The sequence below is a fragment of the Paenibacillus residui genome, assembly GCF_042677205.1.
GTDB classification, from domain to species: Bacteria; Bacillota; Bacilli; order Paenibacillales; family NBRC-103111; genus Paenibacillus_L; species Paenibacillus_L residui.
Window position 1 is genome coordinate 139,407 of record NZ_JBHTIU010000081.1, and the last position, 19,930, is coordinate 159,336.

Genomic DNA, 19,930 nt, shown 5'->3' on the forward strand with positions numbered 1-19,930 from the left:
AACGGAACCAGATGACCTTATTCCCTAGAAATGCTCGCGAAAGTAGGAGAATTCTAAACAATAAGCGCAACTGTTTCCGTTAGTCTAAAAAAACCGCCTATTTTGACGAAATAGGGTCTCCCAGTTCCGTTACATTTTCGCTGTTGGACTTTTCACTAGTACAACATCCTGTTGTAACACCTTTCCCACAATGAATCGACAGCCTTGGTTTTCCCGTTAGTTTTCGTTTTTCGCTCAAATAGGGCAAACTAGCTGCATGAAATCCAGTTAGCTATCCTACTTCCTATCAGAAAGGCATCAGGCGGATGCTCCGGCAATAAAATTGCAAACCGCCTAACGCATATAATCAGTTCAATCCATAGAGGACGCATCCGGGCCCTCCGAGAGCAAGGCTTGATTTTTCCGGAACTCCGTGGGGGAGGTTCCCGTCCATTTTTTGAACATCCGGTTGAAGGAAGTGACATTGCGATAGCCGATTTGCTGGCTGATTTCCGTTACGGTTAACGCCGTACTCGCCAGCAACTCCTTGGCCTTCTGCATCCGGATGCCGTTCATATGATCAATGAAATTGATCCCGGTCTTCTCTTTAATATAAACCGATAGATAGGCGCTGGACATGTTCAGCTTGTCGGCAAGCATATCCAAGGAAATGTCCTCGCTGTACTTCGTGGACAGCCACTCCATAATATAGTCGATAATCGGATCTTGCTGCTCTTTCTTCGATTGGACAATCGAGGCTACCGCAGATATAAATTGGCGGAAATACTCCTTATATTCTTCGAGAGTATGGCAATCCCTCGGCTTGGATAAGAAATGGTCCAAATCCTCCGTCTTGTCGGAATCGAGATGATAGGTATCCAGAATCAGCAATGTCTTGGCCGCGATGCTTTCAGCCAATTGGCTGTACTGATCCACGGCCGCCTGCTTCCTGAACATCGTATCGAGCATTCGGTTAATGATGGCCAGACAAGCGCTTTCGTTGCCTTCCTGCAGGTGATTGTACAGCTCCTGCTCCTGAGAGGGCGTCAGAACGAACGGTCGGCTCGGCGGCTTCGGTTCGTACAGCAATTGGGTTTCATCCAACAGCTCCGCTTGTCTGACCAAGGTCAGCACCTCTTGATAGGCCTCGTTGAACTGGGAGGTGCGGTCATAAGTAGAGCTGACGGCGATGAACGCGAAGCAGTAGGTTTTGTCCCTGTCGAGAATCTGCTTAAGCAGCTCCAGCATTTCCCTCAGTTCCTCGGGCTTGTGCTTCCCGCTTAACACGGTCAGGATCTGATCCTTCTCGATTTGGAACGTATGGGATCCCGGCAGGCGCTTGGACATCATTAACCGGATATGCTCCTGAATATAGTTGGCCGCTTTGTCCGGCTTCATATCGCTCTCCGCAAAAGATGCAGAACGGAAGACCAATTGATAGAGGACGATCGTAAATTCCTCTTCAGCGGCCATAAATTCCTTCCACTCATTTAAATCCGAATTAATCATTTTCAGCTTGTTGATATAGTTGTAACTCGTCAAGAAGGACTGGTTATGAACGAGTTCATTCTCGATTACTTCCTTCTCCTTGATCAAATCGTGCACCTTTTGATTAATGAATGCGAATTCCTGGATGCTGCTCTGCAGCTTGTCCGGATTCCGTTCCATAATGGACGATATGATTTGTTTGACCGGAGAATTGATCTTTTTGCTCAGGAAGAACGAGACGACCATTCCGATAGCGACCGATACAGCCAGCATCAAAGCCAGCACGAAGTTCAGCTTGCGCACCTGTGCCGCAATGTTAGAATAGGGGACGACGGACAGGAACGTCAGCTTGGTTCCCTCGTCCTGTTCTTTAAAATAATAATACTGGTCCGCCAGCTTGTAATCTGTGATGTCCGCCGCGGACGGCATCGATTCAGGCACCGTGCCGGACGAGCTGTAGATCACGTCCTCTTCTTCGTTCAATATAATGAAATGGGCGTTTTTATGCTCGCCATGGAACGCCTGAAGAAGCTTCTCCACTTCTATCAAAGCGACGATTTGATAATTGCTTCCCGGAATTAATAAAGAAAGCGGAATCATCTCACGGGTGCCGGAATCGTTCGAAGAGTGAATTCGGAATTCCGAAGCGGGATAGATTTTATAATTTTCCTGCCGGTCAAATTGCTGCAGCCAGAACGAATACGGATATCGGCTGCTGGCATAGAAGCTCGAGAAGAGCTCCTCGGCATCGCTGCTGCCTTCTTTCTCAATGGCGTACCCGTTGGAATGAAAGAAGATGATAATATTATCCAAATAATGAAGCGGATTATAGACATCGGACCGCAAGCTTTTCATAATATCGCCCGTGAGCAAATAATTGATCTCCAGTTCATTTTTGGTCAGTAGCTGGCGGTTGAAGGCAGCAAGCTTGTCATTATGATAAAGGTCGAATAAGAGCGTTTTCAAACGAGAGAAATGAACTCCGTACCGTTCTGCCGCGTTTTGCAGAATCAACTGGTTGTATTGAATAATTTCCTTCTGGATGGTCGTTCTGAAAAAGGTGAAAGAAAGCAAGTTAAAAGAAGACAGCAGAATGATAACGATTAGAAAGCTGAAGAAGATTTTAACAAATAAAGAATTTTTTCTCTGTAACCACAACAACGGAATGGTCCCCCTTCATCGGTAAACGAAACATACATTTAATCTGTTTTGCTATTCTTTCGGGACGCGGTCAGCGCCCGTTTTTTTTGTTTTTAATCTTTTTTATGTTCTTCCCGGGTCCCCGTAAAGTACTATATTAACCTTTTTCGAAGCAAATCAAGAAGAGCGACCGCGATCAAAGGATGGTTTACACGCTGCCCTGTTAATGGCCGGTATCGTTCAGGGTGAGCATGGAATAAGCTTCGAACGGTATGCGTCATTTGTGGGGCTATTTGCTGTTTTTTCGCGTAAAATGGCGGAGTTTAGCCGTTTTTTATAACCCTGCCTTTCCATTGGAATCTAAAAAAAATCAAGGAATCTAATAAAGTGTAAATTCAATTTTAACCCTGTTTCACTTATGATCGGGCTTATCGGCAGCTCCGCAAAACTACGAAAGCAGGTGAATCGCAATTTGGAACAAGCATCACTACGAATGAACACGACCAACCGTACCAAAAAATCATTCGCTTCACAAGTCCTAAAAAATTTAAGAAGAAACTGGAGCTTATATGTTTTATTTCTGCCCGTCGTCATTTATTTTGCCGTTTTCCAGTATTTTCCGATGTACGGCGTGCAGATTGCTTTCAAGGATTTTATCGCGACTAAAGGAATATGGGGGAGTCCTTGGGTAGGTTTCAAGCATTTTGAGCGTTTCTTTGACAGCTATTATTTCTGGCGGCTGATCAAGAACACCTTGGGAATCGGATTGTACGAGCTGGCAGTCGGTTTTCCCGTGCCGATCCTTCTGGCCTTGATGATTAATGAGGTTCGGTCGAAAACTTATCGGAGGTTCGTGCAAACGGTTACGTATGCTCCACACTTTCTATCAACCGTCGTCATAGTCGGAATGGTTCTTATTTTCCTGTCTCCGCAAAGCGGGCTCGTTAACCAAATAATTAAAGCGTTCGGCGGAGATCCGATTTCCTTTATGACCCAGCCGGGCTGGTTTAAGACGATTTATGTGTTTTCCGGCGTGTGGCAGCATATGGGCTGGAGCTCGATTATTTATCTGGCCGCATTGTCGGGGATCGATCCGCAATTGCATGAAGCGGCCCGGGTGGACGGCGCCAGCCGGCTGCAGAGAATATGGCACATCAATATTCCGGGAATTATGCCCACCATCGTGATTTTGCTCATTCTGAACATGGGTTCCGTCCTCAGCGTCGGCTTCGAGAAGGTCTTCTTGATGCAGAACGACTTGAATATGCCGGCATCCGACGTTATATCGACGCATGTTTACCGCAGCGGTATTCTCGGAGCGCAATACAGCTTCTCGGCAGCGGTCGGATTGTTCAATTCCGTTATCAATTTCATAATGCTGATTACAGTCAACTTCATTGCCCGGAAGGTCAATGAGACGAGTCTTTGGTAGGGAGGCAGCCAGATGGTAGAGACAACACAGGACCGGATATTTAACATCATCAATTATTCTCTTCTCATTATTATATCGATCATTGTCCTTTATCCTCTTTTCTTTGTCGTGATCGCTTCTATCAGCAGCCCGGGAGCCGTTATGCGGGGAGAAGTATGGCTATGGCCCAAGGATCTGACCTGGGTAGGCTACAAGCGCGTGTTCGCGAACAAGGAAATCCTGATGGGATATTGGAACACCATTCTCTACACCGTCATTGGAACCGCCATCAATTTGGTGATGACGGTCGCGGCGGCATATCCTTTGTCCCGCAAAGACTTTATGCTGCGCAATACGTTCACGGCCATGATCGTCTTCACGATGTTCTTCAGCGGAGGAATGATTCCTACTTACCTGTTGATCAAAAACCTGGGCATGCTCAACTCCTTCTGGGTTATGGTCATTCCCGGAGCCGTCTCGGTTTGGAACATTCTGATCATGAGAACGTTTTTCCAGAACGGGATTCCTTATGAGATGCAGGAGGCGGCCTCCATTGACGGATGCACAAACATGCAAATTCTGACGCGCATCGTTCTGCCCTTGTCTATGCCGATCATAGCGGTCATGATTCTATTCTACAGCGTCGGACACTGGAATTCGTATTTCACGGCTTTGATCTACTTGACCGATCGCGCCAAATATCCGCTGCAGCTCTTCCTCCGGGAGATTCTGGTACAGGGGCAGATGCAGGAAATGCTCGATATCAGTGCGGATTCGTTATCCAACAGCCTGATGGATGCGGAGGCGATCAAATACGCGATTGTTATTGTGGCCAATCTTCCGATTCTGCTGCTGTATCCTTTCTTGCAGAAGTATTTTGTCAAAGGAGTTATGATTGGGGCCATTAAAGGCTGACCTGGATTGGGCTTTCCGTAAAGTGCCGTATAAATCTTATTCGAAGCCAAGCCAAGAGGAGCGACCGCGCTTAGAGGAAAGCTGGACGCCGACCTTATCAGGATGCAGACGGATGCTCTTCGAAGGCCATACGTCACTTTGCGGGATTATTCATAGATCACTGGCGCTAGGGCTAGCAAGGATGCGAGGCTTTAATGCCGGGGATACAACCCAAGATTCAAACATAAAAAGGGAGGAAACTAACATGAACAAATGGAGTAAATGGACTTCAGTAGCGCTGACCGCGTCTCTCGGCGCCGGCTTATTGTCAGGCTGTGGAGGCAATGATAACGGCGGGAACGCCGGAAATAAAGGTGCAGAGGGAGGCGCGGAAGTCGCCAATCTGAACAAAACGGGCTTTCCCATTGTCAATGAGCCCATTGAGCTGACGTTCTTTACCGGTAAATCGGCCACTAACGGCAATAAGTTTGAAGAGACGCTCGTATGGAGCGAATATGAGAAAATGTCCAATATGAAAATCAAATTCGACCTGATCCCGTTTGACAGCCTGACGGAAAAGAGAAATCTGATCCTGGCCGGCGGAGATTATCCCGATGCTTTCTATTCCGCCCGGTTAGGCTCGGCCGATTTGATGAGGTACGGTCAGCAAGGGGTTTTCATTAAATTGAATGACCTGATCGACGAATATGCTCCGAATTTCAAGAAGCTGCTGGACACCTATCCGGATCTGAGGAAAGGACTGACGATGCCGGACGGCAACATTTATTCCTTCCCGTCCTTCTACGACCCGGATTTTCTGCCGATGCTGATTGGAACTCCGCTGTGGATCAAGCAGGAGTGGCTGGAAAAATTAAATATGTCCGAGCCGCAAACGACCGAGGAGTTCTATCAATACTTGAAGGCCGTTAAGGAAACGGATTTAAACGGTAACGGACAAGCGGATGAAATTCCATTCAGCGGTGCGGGTATCGGGCCTTTGCTCGATCATCTCAAAGGGGCCTGGGGCCTGGGGAATCGCGGTTTAGGCCATAAATTTGTGGATGTCGATCCGGAAACGAATGAGCTCCGGTTCATCAAGACGGATCCGAAGTACAAGGAATTGCTGGAATATGTGCATAAGCTTTATCAGGAAGGGCTGATTGACAGTGAAATTTTCACTATCAAGTCAAGCAATCTGTATGCCAAAGGGGGAGAAGGGACATTCGGCTCCACCATTATGCCCAATCCGAAAACATTAATGAACCAGGACGGTTATGTCGGACTGGGTGCTCTTAAAGGGCCGCATGGAGACCAGATGTACACTCATATTAAAGTCCCTATGGTTCATATCGGAGCTTTTGCCATTACCGATAAGAACAAGCATCCGGAAGCAACGGTCCGCTGGATGGATCATTTCTTCGGCGAAGAAGGAGCCCGATTCTACTTCATGGGACAGAAGGATGTCACTTATAAAGAGACGGCCGATGGCAAGCTGGAGTACGTTGACGAGATTACAAACAATCCGAATGGCCTGACCTATGACCAGGCGCTGGCGAAATATTTTACCTGGCTGGGCGGCAGCTATCCCGGATATGTCAAGGAGCAATATTTCAAAGGTTCGGAAACCCTTCCCGAATCCATAGCCACTGGCGAGAAAGCCGAGCCTCACAGAGTGCCGGAGATTTGGAACAACTTCAACTATACGGAGGAAGAAACCGAATTCATGTCTTCGATCGGTAAGGATATCACTTCCTACGTCAATGAAGCGGAAGCGAAATTCATCAACGGTTCCATGCCATTCAGTGAATGGGATAACTATGTCAAGACCGTTGAGAAGATGGGGCTGGAAGAATACATGCGAGTGTACAAACAAGCCTACGAAAGATACAATAAATAAACAGACATCCGTTGAAAGACAGCAATCGGGGAGGCCGAGATGGTATGACAAAACAAAGATATGCGGCGGGGCTGGCCATAACAGTTCTGCTGTCCGGAGTCCTTCTCTCGTGCGATAATGATTCGAAGCCGCGGGATAAGGCGGGTGACCGGTCGGGCATGACTGGAGCGGATCTGGTTAACCTTACAGGCATGCCTATTGTTAAAGAGCCGATTACTTTGCATATTTTTGCAGGTAAATCTCCTACCTCTCACCCCGATTGGAATCAGGTAAGAATCTGGCAAGAATATGAGAGAATGACGCAAATTCATACGCAATTTCAGATGGTTCCGTTCGACCAGTTATCTTCGAGGAGAAATCTGGTATTGGCGGACGGGGACTATCCGGATGCGTTCATGACGTCCCGTCTGAGCTCGGCCGATCTGCTCCGGTATGGTCAGCAAGGGGTTTTCATCCGCCTGAATGATCTGATTGACGAATATGCCCCCAATTTCAAGCGGCTGCTGGAGAAATATCCGGAAATTCGCAAAGGGCTGACGATGGCGGATGGAAATATATATTCGTTTCCTTCCTTCTATGATCCCGATTTTATGTCCATGCTGATCGGTTATCCATTGTGGGTCAAGGCGGATTGGCTGGACAAGCTGGGCATGGAACCGCCGGAAACGACGGAGGAGTTTTATCAGTATTTGAAGGCGGTTAAAGAGACGGACCTGAACGGCAATGGCAAGGCGGATGAAATTCCTTACGGATCTGTCGGCACGAGTGCTCTCCTCAATCACCTTAAGGGAGCCTGGGGGCTGGGAAACCGGGGGATGGGCCATTCCAGGGTGGATATGGATCCGGAAACGAACGAGCTTCGCTTTATCCCTGCCGATCCGCGTTATAAAGAATTGCTGCAGTATGTTCACAAGCTCTATGCGGAAGGGCTGTTGGAGAAAGATATTTTCACCGTCAAAAGCAGCGCGTTATATGCTAACGGTACAAGAGGGGTCTACGGTTCGCTGCTGGTTCCCTCTCCCTTCACCTTAATGAACCAGACCGGATACGTAGGGCTTCCCGTGCTGGAGGGCCCTCATGGCGACCGCCTGTACTCCCACGTCAAGACTCCTTTGATCCATGTGGGCGCGTTCGTCATCACAGATCGCAATCCCTATCCGGAAGCAACGGTTCGTTGGATCGATTATTTCTTCGGCGATGAGGGCAGCAAAATGTTCTTCATGGGCATAGAAGGAGAGTCCTACGTTGAAACTCCGGACGGTGAAGTGGTCTACACCGACTCGATTCTTAACAACAAGAGCGGCAGGACATTCGAGCAGGAGCTCAGCAAATATGTCGTTTGGCTGGGAGGCAGCTATCCGGGCTTTGTTACCAAAAAGTACTTTAAAGGCTCGGAAAGCCTGCCCGAGTCGATAGAGGCGGCAGAAAGAGTGAGGCCATACGTAGTCAAGGAAATATGGCCGCCATTCACCTATACCCAGGAGGAAACGGAGAGAATGTCGATTCTGAGTGCGGACATTCATCCCTATGTGGATGAAATGGTAGCCAGATTCATTAACGGCTCGGTTTCCTTCAACGAATGGGATAGTTATGTCAGCACTTTGAAGCAGATGGGGCTGGACGAATATATGAGGATCTACCGCTCGGGATACGAAAGGTATATGCAGGGCTCCAAGTGAACTTGTTTAAACGAAATCATAAAGTCCTATTCGGACAAAATCAGGCGAATCGGCTGTTCTTAACCGACAAAGCATCAAATGGATTCTAAAAAAGAGCGAGGCTAGCGGACAAATTTCCACTAACACTCGCTCTTACTCTTTCATCGTTACCCGCTTCGGTAATTGGCTTACGCTCGGTACAATTTGGAGAAGCTCTCCATTTTGCCTAAAATGACCGAAAACCGATGAGAATCAGTGCTTTTCGGCGACCATACGGTTGGTCAATTGACCCAGTTTCTCGATTTGAATAGTGACTGTATCGCCATCCTGCAGATAAACCTGCTTGTCTTCCGGATAACCGAGCACGACACCTTCCGGAGTTCCGGTCAGAATAATGTCTCCGGGCTCCAGCGTCATATATTGGGAGATATAGCTGACGATCTCGTCACAATGGAAAATCATATCTGCCGTATTGGAGCTTTGACGCACTTCTCCGTTAACATAGCATTCAATTTTCAAATCATTCGGATTTCCGACTTCATCGGAAGTGACCAGGTAAGGGCCGAGCGGACTGAAGTCGTCGCATGTTTTGCCCAGGAGCCACTGGGGGGTACGGAGCTGCAGATCGCGAGCCGACAAATCGTTGACATTGCAGTAGCCGAATACATGGGACAAAGCCTGCTCCTTGGAAACATCCTTCGTCTTCTTGCCGATGACGATGACAAGCTCGGCTTCGTAATCCACCTTCGTGCTTACCTTAGGCAGTGTGACATCATGACCATGTCCGGTCAGCGTATTATTAAACTTATTAAATAAGATAGGATATTTCGGGATAGGCGCATTCGTCTCTTCCGCATGCTTGCGGTAGTTCAAGCCTACACAAATAATTTTGTTAGGGTGAGTGACACAGGGACCAAATTCCAGCTTGCTCTCGTCCAGCAGGTAGGGCTGGTCTTCACCCTTGGAAGCGACGGTCTCGATTAGCTTCGATATAGCGCTGACCGCATCCTCGCCCCATGTAATCGCATCCATAATTGTGGCGGGAAGCTTGTTATCATTATAACCGCTATGAGCGGCTGCCGCCTGCACGTCGATGACCCCTGCCTCTGTCTTTACTCCTAAACGATACTCCCCATCAAGCCTGAAAGTTAACAGTTTCATTAAGTTGAACCTCCCACAGTTTGAGTAATGTTCAATGGGCTAAAACTATTTTCCCAAAATGGAACAACTTTACTAATCGTAACATGGCCGCCTATAGGGGTCAATCTTCCTTTCTTCCAAAATATCACTGCCAGATGGCCGAAGACTATAGGATGTCTCCCTTAAATCTGGTATTCTATATAGGTCCATAATGAATAAACTAGCATGCCGGATAATTAGTTTTCGTAGAATGCAACATTTTGCGGCGGCACGCCGTCTATATGTATGCAAGGGAGGGGGATCCCAGACTTGGTATCGCCAGAATTGATCCAAGCTGCTCAAGCGGGCGATCGCGACGCTCTGATAACTCTTTTGCGCGAAATAGAAACTCATGTTTACCGAACGGCCTACTATATTTTAGGCAACCAGGAGGACGCCTTGGATGCTTCGCAGGAAGCTCTAATTAGAATTTATACGAAAATTCACACATATGAGGAAAAGGCGCTTTTCAAAACATGGGTCCAGCGGATTGTAACCAATCTTTGCATGGATAAGTTCCGAAAAGCCAGGCCCGCGGTATCCATTGACGAGCACGAATTGGACTTCCATGCAGCGGATAACGTTGAAGATGAGGTTGTATCCCAATATGTAGCGAAGGATATCCAAGAAGCGATCAACAAGCTGCCGGAACATCATCGCACAGTCGTTGTGCTGCGTTATTTACAGCATTTTTCTTATAACGAAATAGCCGAATCCCTTGATTTGCCCATTAATACGGTTAAATCTTATTTGTTCAGGGCCAGAAAGCAGCTTCAAATTTACCTCCAAGAATATCAGAAAGGGGGTGTTCGAGGATGAAATGCCATGAGGTGGAAGAACTGCTGCAGAGACATCTGGATTCGGATTTGTCGCCGGAAGAAGAGATCAAGCTGTTTACCCATACCGAACAGTGTGAAAGCTGCGCGGCGCAATTGCAGATGCTCGAGAAATTGTCCGCCGGGCTGGAGTCTCTTCCGGAGGTTACGCCCCCGATTGGTATTGTCGATTCCATCCTGCCCAAGCTTATGGAGTTGGAGCCGGCAGCGAATCCCCAACAGGCGGAACCCGGGCTGCACGGCCGCCCCGAGATTTCAGCGAAGCCCCGTACAACAGGGAAGAGACCTCGAAGGCTGCTGTGGACCGCGGTCAGCGGAGTTGCCGCGGCGGGAATTGCCCTGGGAATTTATATCTTTGACCTGCCCGAGACCGGTACTCAGCGCGCCGATTTACCGCTTAGGGAGGAAGCGAGCCGCACGTATCATCTTCCTGCCCAATCTGAATCTGATGCCGGTACGAGTTCCTCATCACAACAACAAGAGAGCGAAGGTCACCAATCACCGGTTATGGGCGATCTATCGAAGGAGATCGGGCCTGCTCCGGCAGAGACGCCTTCTCCCGATACGGATACCAGTCAACAGAATAAGTTGGAGGAAGAACCCGAGATAGGGCTGCAGGAGCGGAGCATTACCGGGATGCGGAATCAGCAGCAGGAGAAGAATGATCCGGCTGCCAAGCTGCCGCGGGATAACCCGCCTGCGGAGCCTGAACCGAAGATGGATCAACAGGAAGGACCGGACTTTGCGGCCAGCCAACAAGTTCCGGATAACCTGACAAGTCAAGACGGAGTTCAGGAGATGAAGGAAAAGTCATCTTACGGTCAGGATACGCCTCCGGCGGAAGCGGAGCGGGATGAGCTGTCCGATTCTACGGAGCAGGCTCCCATCGTCGAGAAGTCATTAGCGGGTGAAGCGAGCGAAGCGGATGCCGGCCAATACGGCTTTGGCAGCATGTCTATGGGAGCGGAGGAGCTTCCTTCCCCCGATGGAAGCTCTGTTGCGGTGATTGAGGACCGGAGAGTAACAGTGAAGGATACGGAGGGCAATCTGCTGTTCAAATCGGTCCGTGAGTGGAAGCCGGAAGATCAATTGCGTCTGGTGAAATGGCTGGACGATCGCCAGTTGATTTACGAAGTCGAATCAGAGTCGGGAACGACCAGCTATACTGTAGATATCCTCGAACAAACCGAAGCAAAAAATTAGCCCATTTTGCGCACAAGGAGCGACCGGTGGACATATAGTATAGTAAAACGGTATCCGGAATGGACCTGATGCGGTTAGGCCGCCCGGGGGAAGGTTTCTAGAGCCTTCACCCAGGTGTTTATATACACAGCAGTCCATTGGGACAAAGGGAAGACGCAAAATCCATGGATTTTGACGTCTTCCCTTTGTTGCTGTTATGATGAACTTTGAGGTGGGAGCATGGATTACAGATCGATAGTCAAGGAGATTGAACAGGGCAAGCTGATGCCCGTTTATGTTTGCTACGGCCCCGAAGTGTTCCGTCGCCGCGAATTCATCCGGTTCATGCTGGGGAAGCTGGTGGAGCCCGAGCATGAAGAGTTTGCGGTGACCCGCTATGATCTTAACGAAACTCCGCTTGATGTAGTTCTCGACGATTCGGAGACGGTCCCTTTTCTCGTACCCAAGAAAGTGATCATCGCGGAGAATGCCCAATTTCTGACCGGGGCGAAAGAGAACTCCAAGGTGGAGCACCGATTGGAGCGGCTGATTGAATATTTGAAAAATCCTGTCGATTATACCGTCCTCATCCTGGTTGTCGACGCCGAGAAGCTGGACGAGAGGAAGAAGCTCGTCAAAGCTCTCAAGGAACGCAAATGCCTGCTGGCGTTCCAGACCTTGACGGCCGAGGAGCTGGCTGATTGGGCAGCACGCAGGGCCAATCGTCTCGGAATGACCTTCGGTTCCGGCGCCTTGGAGAAGTTCTTGCTGTACGGCGGCACGGATTTGCAGAGTCTCGCCATGGAGCTGGACAAGCTGTCGCTGTACGTGGGCAGCGGGGGAGAAGTGACGGCAGACCTGGTGGAACAGATGGTGGCCCGGACGACGGAGCAGAACGTCTTCATTCTGATTGACGAATTGGTCAAGATGAATACGGGGAAAGCTCTGGAGATTCTGCAGGATTTATATAAGCAGAAAGAAGAGCCGATCAAGATTGTCGCTTTAATGGCGCGGCAGTACAGATTGATCGCCCAGGTGAAGGAGCTGGTTCAGACCGGTTATTCTCATCAGCAGATTGCCGGAGCTGTCGGGGCTCATCCTTATGCGGTTAAACTGGCGGCGGAGCAAGCGAGGAAATATGATGTCAACCGGCTTAACCGGATCCTGTCCAGGCTTGCGGATCTGGATTATCAGATGAAGAGCGGTCAAATCGATAAGAGCTTCGGATTGGAGCTTCTGCTGCTGAATATGGCCGTCTAGCGGTCAACAAGGATATGGGCAGGGTGGGAGGATTGCTCAACGCGTGCCCCTGCAACGATCAGGGGCCTGCCGGCCGCCGGCTCATCTATTAAAAAAGTCCAAAGGGCTTCGATTAAGAAGTCTTTGGACTTTGCTCGTTTTATTAAGGGTAAGCTGCTTCTTGCGAAGCGGTTACGCATTAAGCTTGTGCACTGATTTCGTTAAACTTTTTCGCCAGGCGAGATTTCTTGCGGTTGGCTGCATTTTTATGAATCAGGCCTTTGGTTACTGCCTTGTCTAATTTTTTAATGGCAACCTTCAGGGTTTGTTGAGCGTTCTCCACGTTGTTGCTGTTAGCTGCTTGCTCAAAAGCTTTCACTGCCGTACGGAGTGCGGACTTTTGGGAAGCGTTCTGCAAACGACGCTTTTCGTTCGTTTTAACCCGTTTAATAGCGGATTTAATATTTGGCATTGCATTCACCTCCTAGTTCCAGAAAACCAGTTCGATCAAGTGGTTCACCCAAGTTTCTTGACAACTTTCAATATTTTATCACGGTGCCGGGCAAAAATCAATAGCGAACGTGCCGCTGCATAATAGAATCAAGTTTAAGACACAATAGGAAAAATTGGACAGCCAACAGATGCTTTGAAGGGAGATTCGAGAGAATGGATTTAAGCGCCTATTCGGTTAGAACCGATCTAGCGTTGGAAGCAAAGGAAATGGCCGCCAATGAGCTTGGTGATAATATTCCGGGCCTGGAGTCGGAAACGGATGAGCACGAAGGTATCCGCATTACTAAAATCAAGGTAGCATCTCCCGAAGCCGGCCAGGCCATCGGCAAGCTTCCCGGTCAATATATAACAATTGAAGTGCCTAAGCTGAGGGAGAATGATAGTGACCTGCAAAACCGCGTTACAACGAAGCTTGCTCAGGAGTTTGCGGCTTTTCTCCAAGAAATCGGCGTGACAAAGGAGCATAAGGTGCTCATTATCGGGCTGGGCAACTGGAACGTAACGCCGGACTCTCTAGGGCCGCTTGTGGTTGAGAATTGTTTGGTGACGCGCCACTATTTCGAGCTGATTCCGGATCAAGTGAGTCCGGGTTACCGTCAGGTAAGCGCGGTGGCTCCGGGAGTGCTCGGGATAACCGGCATTGAGAGCAGCGAAATTGTTAAAGGGATTGTAGAGATGACTAAGCCGGACCTCGTAATCGCGATCGATGCGCTGGCTTCAAGGTCATTGGAGCGTGTAAATACGACCATCCAAATTGCCGACACCGGAATACATCCGGGATCGGGGATTGGAAACAAGCGGAAGGGTTTGACGGAGGAGATCCTCGGGGTTCCCGTTATCGCCATAGGCGTTCCGACTGTAGTGTATGCTTCAACGATAGTCAATAACAGCATTGATCTTATGGCCAGCCATTTCCACCGGTTGACGGATCAGACCGGGCAAATTCTCGGTATGCTTGACCAACTGCAGGAACAGGAGCGGCTGCAGCTGGTGAAGGAGGTTCTCGCTCCGCTCGGGCATGATCTGTTAGTCACTCCCAAGGAAATCGATCAATTTATCGAAGATATCGCCCATATCATCGCCAGCGGCCTCAATGCCGCCTTGCATGAGGCTGTCGATATGGAGAATGTTTCGGCCTATACCCATTGATGAATACGGAAGCTTAAGCAGAAACAGATGTAGAAGCGGAGCGGATTGAAGCTCTGCTTCTTTTTTTATCACATTAGAACTGCCGGATCTGAGGTTGGATTGGTCGGTTGATATCAATGAAACGGAACGCTATGCATACTACTGATATGGAAAATTTCTCATAAATCTCGTCTATTCTGTCATCTTGATGATTATGTCCGCAATTACGCTGTATTTTGTGAACGGAAGATTACGGAAGAAGGAGAAGTTCCGGGGGCGGTTAATAAAGGATAAATTAGAAGGATAGAATAGGAACTAATCTGCAAAACCTCAAGAGAATGTATTATAATGATAATCAATCGATGATAGATTCCAGCAAAATTGCCACTCAATACATAAATAATGAGGGATAATGAAATGATTCCCAGGAAAAGGCACGAAGCCATTATTGAAATGCTCAAGCGGCAAAAAACAGTGAGCGTTTCCGAAATTGTCGAGCAATTCCAAATTTCGGAAATTACGGCCCGCCGCGATCTGGAATACCTTGAGAAAAACAGCGATTCGATTGTCAGAATCCGCGGGGGAGCCCAGTGGAGGGAAGAACCGCTGGAGGCCTCTTCCACCTATCTCAATGACCGTTTCCGGCAGCAGTACTCCAAGAATACCCGGGAGAAGATAGCGATCGGCCAATTGGCGGCCTCGCTCGTAGAGGACGACGAGACGATAATTATCGATGCCGGCTCTACGGCCATCCAACTGGCTAAACATTTGGACGGCAAGCGCCGTTTGACCGCATTCGTTACCGCGGTGAATATTGCCGAAGAGCTGGAGACCAAAGAAGAGATTATGAAAGTGCTTATCGGAGGAGTCTTTCGTTCCAAGACGACGACACTGGTCAGCCCGTTCATCGAGCAGACCCTGACCAATATCTATGCGGATAAGGTGTTTATCGGCGTTACCGGAGTGTCGTTAAGCCATGGCTTCACCTGCAACGATTTTCTGGAGGCCGATGTCAAGAAGCATCTGACGAAATCGGGCAAAGAAATTTACTGGCTTGCGGATTCTTCCAAGCTGAATTACATTGCATCGTTTCAAATTTCGGGCATCGAGCGCTCGCATACCATTATTACGGATTCGGGCATCGATCCCGAGATGAGGCGGGAATGGGAACAGCATTGCCGTATTCTGGTTGCCGGATCGTGAGGCGGGCATATCCCTGAATGACTCCGTGGAGCATCCCGTGAACTGAATTAGCGGTTGCGGTACATAAGCCGAAGCCCCCGATGCTTATCTCAAGCATGGGGGCTTCTCTGTTGAATAGATCCGGAGTCCAATTAATTGGCTGGGGGAATGAGGGTTTAAGCCTTTCCGCTGCAGCCGAACAGGCGGATTTTATCGCGCACGGTTTCCTTGACGGCTTCCCGCGCCGGGCCCAAATAGCCGCGGGCGTCGAAGAGCCGGGGATCTCCAGCCAGGAGCTCGCGGATTTTTCCGGTGAACGCCATTTGGTTCTCGGTATTTACATTGATTTTGGATACGCCGGCCATGATCGCATTCCGGATGGATTCGTCGGGGATGCCGGAGCCGCCGTGCAGCACCAGAGCGGCATCCACATGGGCTGCGGTTTCTGAGATGATATCGCAGCGGATCTTGGGCTCCGATTTATACATGCCGTGTGCCGTGCCGACCGCAACGGCCAAAGCGTCCACCCCGGTTTCTCTCCAGAAATGGATGGCTTCTTCCGGCTTCGGAAGCTGTACATCCTTCTCCTCGACAGTGATGTCATCCTCCGTTCCCCCGATCGTTCCCAACTCCCCTTCTACGGAAACACCAACGGCGTGGGCCGCCTCGACGACCTTTCTCGTCAGACTTATGTTCTCTTCAAGCGAATAGTGCGAGCCGTCGAACATGACGGAGGAGAATCCGGCCCGGATGCACTGCAGCACAACCTCAAAGCTGCTTCCGTGATCCAGATGCAGGGCGACGGGCACATCGACCCGGTTGGCGGCCGTTCGGGCAATGGATACTACATAATCCAGGCCCATATAGCGGATGGTTGCTTCGCCGACCCCGAAGATGACGGGAGCCTGCTCTTCGTTCGCCGTTTCGGCAATCGCCTGGGTAAATTCCAGGTTAATCAAATTAAAATGGCCTATCGCATACTGTTCTCTTTTGGCTTGGGCCAGCATTTGGGTTATGGGAACTAAATTCATAGTTTACCTCCAGCTAATTGTTTTGACATATAGGCTAGAATTTGCGGCAGAAGGTGTTCGACCGTAAATCCGTATTCTTTCATCATCCTGTCGCCGGGGGCAGAGGCGCCGAAGCGGTCGATGCCGAAAATGAGGCCGTTCTCTCCCGTATAACGCTCCCACCCGGAGGGATGGGCCATTTCAACCGCTATGCGGGCCTTCACGTCAGGGGGAAGAACCGAATCGCGGTACTCCCGGGATTGCTCCTCGAATAACTCCCGGCTCGGCATACTGACGATGCGGGGGGAGCAGCCGCGGAGCTTGAGCGCTTTGCCGAGCTCGCTGATCAGATGGACTTCCGAGCCGGAAGCCATCAGGATAAGGTCCGGCCGACCGTCATCCGCATCCTGCACGACGTATGCCCCGTGCTCCAGCATGCCGGCTAGCCCGGCGCTTTCCGGCAGAACGGGCAGGTCCTGCCGCGTAAGGATCATGGCCGCCGGCCTCCTGTTCTGGGAGAACGCATAACGATAGGCCGCAGCCGTTTCGTTGGCATCGGCCGGACGGAGGACGAGCAAGTCGGGAATCAGCCGCAGGGACGGAAGATGCTCGATTGGCTGATGGGTGGGCCCGTCTTCCCCATAGGCGATACTGTCATGCGTAAAGACAAAGACGACAGGCTGCTTCATAAGGGCGGCGAGGCGTATGGCCGGACGCATATAATCCGAGAAAACGAGGAAGGTGCCGCCATAGACTCTGACCCCGCCATGCAGGCTCAATCCGTTCATGATGGAGCCCATAGCAAACTCGCGAACCCCGTACCAAATATTGCGACCCGAGTAATCGGCCGCCTGGAAGGCGCCGGAATGCCGGTTCAGCGTTTTGTTGGACGAGGCCAGGTCGGCGGAGCCCCCCAGCAAGTACCTGATTTTCCCTCCGACCGCATTCAGAATATCCTCCGAAGCCTGGCGCGTTGCCAGAGGGCCGCTCTCGGCGGAATACGATGGAAGCATGGAATCCCAATCAGCCGGCAGCTCTCCCTTCATGGCCAGACTTAGCTCGCTTGCAAGCTCGGGATAAGCCTTCTCATAACGCTCCCACAGCAAATTCCATTCGTTCCTCGCCCTCTTGCCTCTTTCGCCGAGCCGGGCAAAGTGTTCGCGCACCGCCTGGGGAATGTGAAAGGGCTCGAAATGCCATTCGTATTGCTCGCGGACCCGCAGTACCTCATCGGAGCCGAGCGGCGATCCGTGGGCCGCCGACGTTCCGCCCTTATTCGGACTGCCGTAGCCGATGATCGTCCGGATTTCGATCAGGGCAGGGCGAAGCGGGTCTTCCTGAGCTTTCCGGACGGCCGCTTCGATGGCGTCCAGATCATTGCCGTCTTCGACGTAAAGCGTTTGCCAGCCGTAAGCCTCAAACCGTTTAAGAACATCCTCGGTAAAGGTCATGCCGGTTTCTCCATCGAGGGAAATCCGGTTGGAGTCGTACAGCACAATCAACCGTCCGAGCTTCAGATGGCCCGCCAGAGACGCCGCCTCCTGGCTGACGCCCTCCATCAAGTCGCCGTCGCCGCATAGAACGTAGGTGTAATGGTCGATAATCGGGAACCCTTCCCGGTTATACGTCGCGGCCAAATAACGTTCGGCCATGGCCATGCCTACCGCCATCGCCATTCCTTGGCCCAGAGGGCCGGTAGTTGCCTCTACTCCCGGGGTATGCCCGAATTCGGGATGTCCCGGGGTTCTGCTTCCCCATTGTCTGAACTGCTTGATGTCCTCCATAGAAAGGTCGAAGCCGCTTAAATGAAGAAGGCTGTAAAGCAGCATCGATCCATGTCCTGCGGAAAGCACAAAGCGGTCCCGGTTGAACCAATGGGGATGAAGATTGCTTTGATTCATAATACGGGTCCACAGCGTATAAGCCATGGGGGCAGCGCCCATAGGCATGCCGGGATGACCGGAGTTCGCTTTCTCTATCGCATCTATAGAAAGCATGCGCACCGCATTTACCGCCAATTGATCCAGCATCTGGGTAGAGACGGACATTCCATTGTCCCTCCTGTCGGTTATTTTTGAAAAAGCAAAGCATCGACAAATTCATAACAATCCATCAAACTGCCTGCAAACGTTTCCGCGGCCAACCAGAGGGCGTAGCTGTAAGAAGCTTCCGAAACCGTCCCGAACTACGGCGGCGGAATTCGCCCACCTCCTCTATAGAATTATTTTCCTTTCAAAAACAATCATTAAACAATCAATTACAACTCAATATTAGTCAATTTCCAACATTATATCAACAATTTTATTTGATAGAAAGCGCTTTACAAACCAAAAACGATCATTTATAATGAAAAACAAATCAATAACGATCATATTATTTCATCGCTGAAGACGAGGTTTATGCAATGATTCCTAAGAAGAGGCAGGAAGTTATTCTCGAAATGCTCAAGCAGCAAAAAACGGTGAGCGTCTCCGAAATTGTTCAGCATTTGCGAATCTCCGAAATGACGGCTCGCCGGGATTTGGAATATTTGGAGAGCCACGTTCACTCGGTCGTCAGAATCCGGGGAGGCGCCCAGTGGATGGAGGACTCGATGGAGGTGTCCAATACTTATCTAAACGATCGTTTTCATCAGCAGCATTCCAGAAATACCGAACAGAAAACAGCCATCGGCCAATTGGCGGCCTCGCTTGTAGAGGACGGCGAGACGATTATTATCGATGCCGGCTCCACAGCCATCCAGTTGGCGAAGCATCTGGACGGCAGACGCCGTCTGACCGCGTTCGTCACCGCCGTAAATATCGCCGAGGAGCTGGAAGACAAGGAGGGGATCACGAAATTTCTTGTCGGAGGGGTGTTTCGCTCGAAGACGACGACTCTGGTCAGTCCGTTCATCGAGCAGACGCTCACGAACATCTATGCGGATAAGGTATTTATCGGTGTCACCGCGGTATCGTTAAGCCATGGCTTCACATGTAACGATTTTCTGGAGGCCGATGTCAAGAGGCATCTGACGAGATCGGGGAAAGAAATCTATTGGCTCGTGGATTCGTCCAAGTTGAATGCCATTGCATCATTTCAAATTACGGCGATGGAGGGGCCGCATACGATTATTACGGATTCGGGAATCGATCCGGATTTGAAACGCGAAATCGAGCAGCGCTGCCGCGTTCTCGTTGCCGAAAGGGGGTGAT

At 50.1% G+C, this 19,930-nt stretch carries 15 protein-coding genes; 10 read left to right on the plus strand and 5 right to left on the minus strand.

Annotation, left to right across the window (positions count from 1 at the left end; translation table 11 throughout):
- Positions 1-351: 351 nt before the first annotated feature.
- Positions 352-2,628, minus strand: coding sequence for a helix-turn-helix domain-containing protein (locus ACFQ03_RS20330; protein WP_379290530.1), 2,277 nt, complete (start codon positions 2,626-2,628; stop codon positions 352-354).
- Positions 2,629-3,100: 472 nt separating this feature from the next.
- Between ACFQ03_RS20330 and ACFQ03_RS20335 the strand changes: the two genes are divergently transcribed.
- The 4 genes from ACFQ03_RS20335 to ACFQ03_RS20350 all read left to right on the plus strand — a co-directional run bounded on the left by ACFQ03_RS20335 (position 3,101) and on the right by ACFQ03_RS20350 (position 8,488).
- Positions 3,101-4,039 (plus strand): ABC transporter permease, encoded by a 939-nt coding sequence (locus ACFQ03_RS20335; protein WP_379290578.1) that lies wholly within the window; start codon positions 3,101-3,103, stop codon positions 4,037-4,039.
- Between the two features lie 12 nt (positions 4,040-4,051).
- Positions 4,052-4,933 carry a carbohydrate ABC transporter permease gene (locus ACFQ03_RS20340; protein WP_144934044.1) on the plus strand — a complete coding sequence of 294 codons (882 nt, stop codon included), beginning with the start codon at positions 4,052-4,054 and terminating at the stop codon, positions 4,931-4,933.
- A gap of 244 nt (positions 4,934-5,177) precedes the next feature.
- A complete protein-coding gene (locus tag ACFQ03_RS20345; RefSeq protein ID WP_379290532.1) occupies positions 5,178-6,809 on the plus strand; it encodes an ABC transporter substrate-binding protein in 1,632 nt (543 codons plus the stop codon).
- A gap of 44 nt (positions 6,810-6,853) precedes the next feature.
- Complete coding sequence (locus ACFQ03_RS20350; RefSeq protein ID WP_379290534.1) at positions 6,854-8,488, plus strand: ABC transporter substrate-binding protein; 1,635 nt, start codon at positions 6,854-6,856, stop codon at positions 8,486-8,488.
- Positions 8,489-8,719: 231 nt separating this feature from the next.
- Here ACFQ03_RS20350 and ACFQ03_RS20355 read toward each other — a convergent pair whose 3' ends face one another.
- Positions 8,720-9,628: a fumarylacetoacetate hydrolase family protein gene (locus ACFQ03_RS20355; RefSeq protein WP_379290536.1), complete on the minus strand. Its 909-nt coding sequence runs from the start codon at positions 9,626-9,628 to the stop codon at positions 8,720-8,722.
- Between the two features lie 288 nt (positions 9,629-9,916).
- Between ACFQ03_RS20355 and ACFQ03_RS20360 the strand changes: the two genes are divergently transcribed.
- From ACFQ03_RS20360 to holA, 3 genes are all read left to right on the plus strand, one after another.
- Entirely contained in the window at positions 9,917-10,465 is a 549-nt protein-coding gene (locus ACFQ03_RS20360; protein ID WP_144934052.1) for an RNA polymerase sigma factor, read from the plus strand.
- Complete coding sequence (locus ACFQ03_RS20365) at positions 10,462-11,685, plus strand: anti-sigma factor family protein (protein ID WP_379290538.1); 1,224 nt, start codon at positions 10,462-10,464, stop codon at positions 11,683-11,685. Before ACFQ03_RS20360 ends, ACFQ03_RS20365 begins: the two co-directional genes overlap by 4 nt.
- A 219-nt stretch (positions 11,686-11,904) precedes the next feature.
- Positions 11,905-12,924, plus strand: a complete 1,020-nt coding sequence (gene holA / locus ACFQ03_RS20370; protein WP_150960054.1) for a DNA polymerase III subunit delta — start codon at positions 11,905-11,907, stop codon at positions 12,922-12,924.
- Between the two features lie 178 nt (positions 12,925-13,102).
- Here holA and rpsT read toward each other — a convergent pair whose 3' ends face one another.
- A complete protein-coding gene (rpsT, locus tag ACFQ03_RS20375) occupies positions 13,103-13,375 on the minus strand; it encodes a 30S ribosomal protein S20 (protein WP_144934058.1) in 273 nt (90 codons plus the stop codon).
- Between the two features lie 194 nt (positions 13,376-13,569).
- Here rpsT and gpr point away from each other — a divergent pair, with 194 nt between their 5' ends.
- A complete protein-coding gene (gene gpr / locus ACFQ03_RS20380) occupies positions 13,570-14,565 on the plus strand; it encodes a GPR endopeptidase (RefSeq protein ID WP_379290541.1) in 996 nt (331 codons plus the stop codon).
- Between the two features lie 396 nt (positions 14,566-14,961).
- A complete protein-coding gene (locus tag ACFQ03_RS20385) occupies positions 14,962-15,747 on the plus strand; it encodes a DeoR/GlpR family DNA-binding transcription regulator (RefSeq protein WP_379290543.1) in 786 nt (261 codons plus the stop codon).
- A 155-nt stretch (positions 15,748-15,902) separates the two neighbouring features.
- Here the strand turns inward: ACFQ03_RS20385 and fba are convergent, their stop codons facing one another.
- Entirely contained in the window at positions 15,903-16,757 is an 855-nt protein-coding gene (gene fba, locus ACFQ03_RS20390; RefSeq protein WP_379290545.1) for a class II fructose-1,6-bisphosphate aldolase, read from the minus strand.
- Positions 16,754-18,784, minus strand: a complete 2,031-nt coding sequence (tkt, locus tag ACFQ03_RS20395) for a transketolase (RefSeq protein WP_379290547.1) — start codon at positions 18,782-18,784, stop codon at positions 16,754-16,756. Before tkt ends, fba begins: the two co-directional genes overlap by 4 nt.
- Positions 18,785-19,140: 356 nt before the next feature.
- Between tkt and ACFQ03_RS20400 the strand changes: the two genes are divergently transcribed.
- Positions 19,141-19,929, plus strand: a complete 789-nt coding sequence (locus ACFQ03_RS20400; RefSeq protein ID WP_379290549.1) for a DeoR/GlpR family DNA-binding transcription regulator — start codon at positions 19,141-19,143, stop codon at positions 19,927-19,929.
- Position 19,930: the final 1 nt, after the last annotated feature.

Bases quoted from the DNA above. Each gene is read 5' to 3' on its own strand.
- ACFQ03_RS20335 (WP_379290578.1), top strand. From the start codon at position 3,101: ATGAACACGACCAACCGTACCAAAAAATCATTCGCTTCACAAGTCCTA.
- ACFQ03_RS20340 (WP_144934044.1), top strand. From the start codon at position 4,052: ATGGTAGAGACAACACAGGACCGGATATTTAACATCATCAATTATTCT.
- ACFQ03_RS20345 (WP_379290532.1), top strand. From the start codon at position 5,178: ATGAACAAATGGAGTAAATGGACTTCAGTAGCGCTGACCGCGTCTCTC.
- ACFQ03_RS20350 (WP_379290534.1), top strand. From the start codon at position 6,854: ATGACAAAACAAAGATATGCGGCGGGGCTGGCCATAACAGTTCTGCTG.
- ACFQ03_RS20355 (WP_379290536.1), bottom strand. From the start codon at position 9,628: ATGAAACTGTTAACTTTCAGGCTTGATGGGGAGTATCGTTTAGGAGTA.
- ACFQ03_RS20365 (WP_379290538.1), top strand. From the start codon at position 10,462: ATGAAATGCCATGAGGTGGAAGAACTGCTGCAGAGACATCTGGATTCG.
- holA (WP_150960054.1), top strand. From the start codon at position 11,905: ATGGATTACAGATCGATAGTCAAGGAGATTGAACAGGGCAAGCTGATG.
- rpsT (WP_144934058.1), bottom strand. From the start codon at position 13,375: ATGCCAAATATTAAATCCGCTATTAAACGGGTTAAAACGAACGAAAAG.
- gpr (WP_379290541.1), top strand. From the start codon at position 13,570: ATGGATTTAAGCGCCTATTCGGTTAGAACCGATCTAGCGTTGGAAGCA.
- ACFQ03_RS20385 (WP_379290543.1), top strand. From the start codon at position 14,962: ATGATTCCCAGGAAAAGGCACGAAGCCATTATTGAAATGCTCAAGCGG.
- fba (WP_379290545.1), bottom strand. From the start codon at position 16,757: ATGAATTTAGTTCCCATAACCCAAATGCTGGCCCAAGCCAAAAGAGAA.
- tkt (WP_379290547.1), bottom strand. From the start codon at position 18,784: ATGTCCGTCTCTACCCAGATGCTGGATCAATTGGCGGTAAATGCGGTG.
- ACFQ03_RS20400 (WP_379290549.1), top strand. From the start codon at position 19,141: ATGATTCCTAAGAAGAGGCAGGAAGTTATTCTCGAAATGCTCAAGCAG.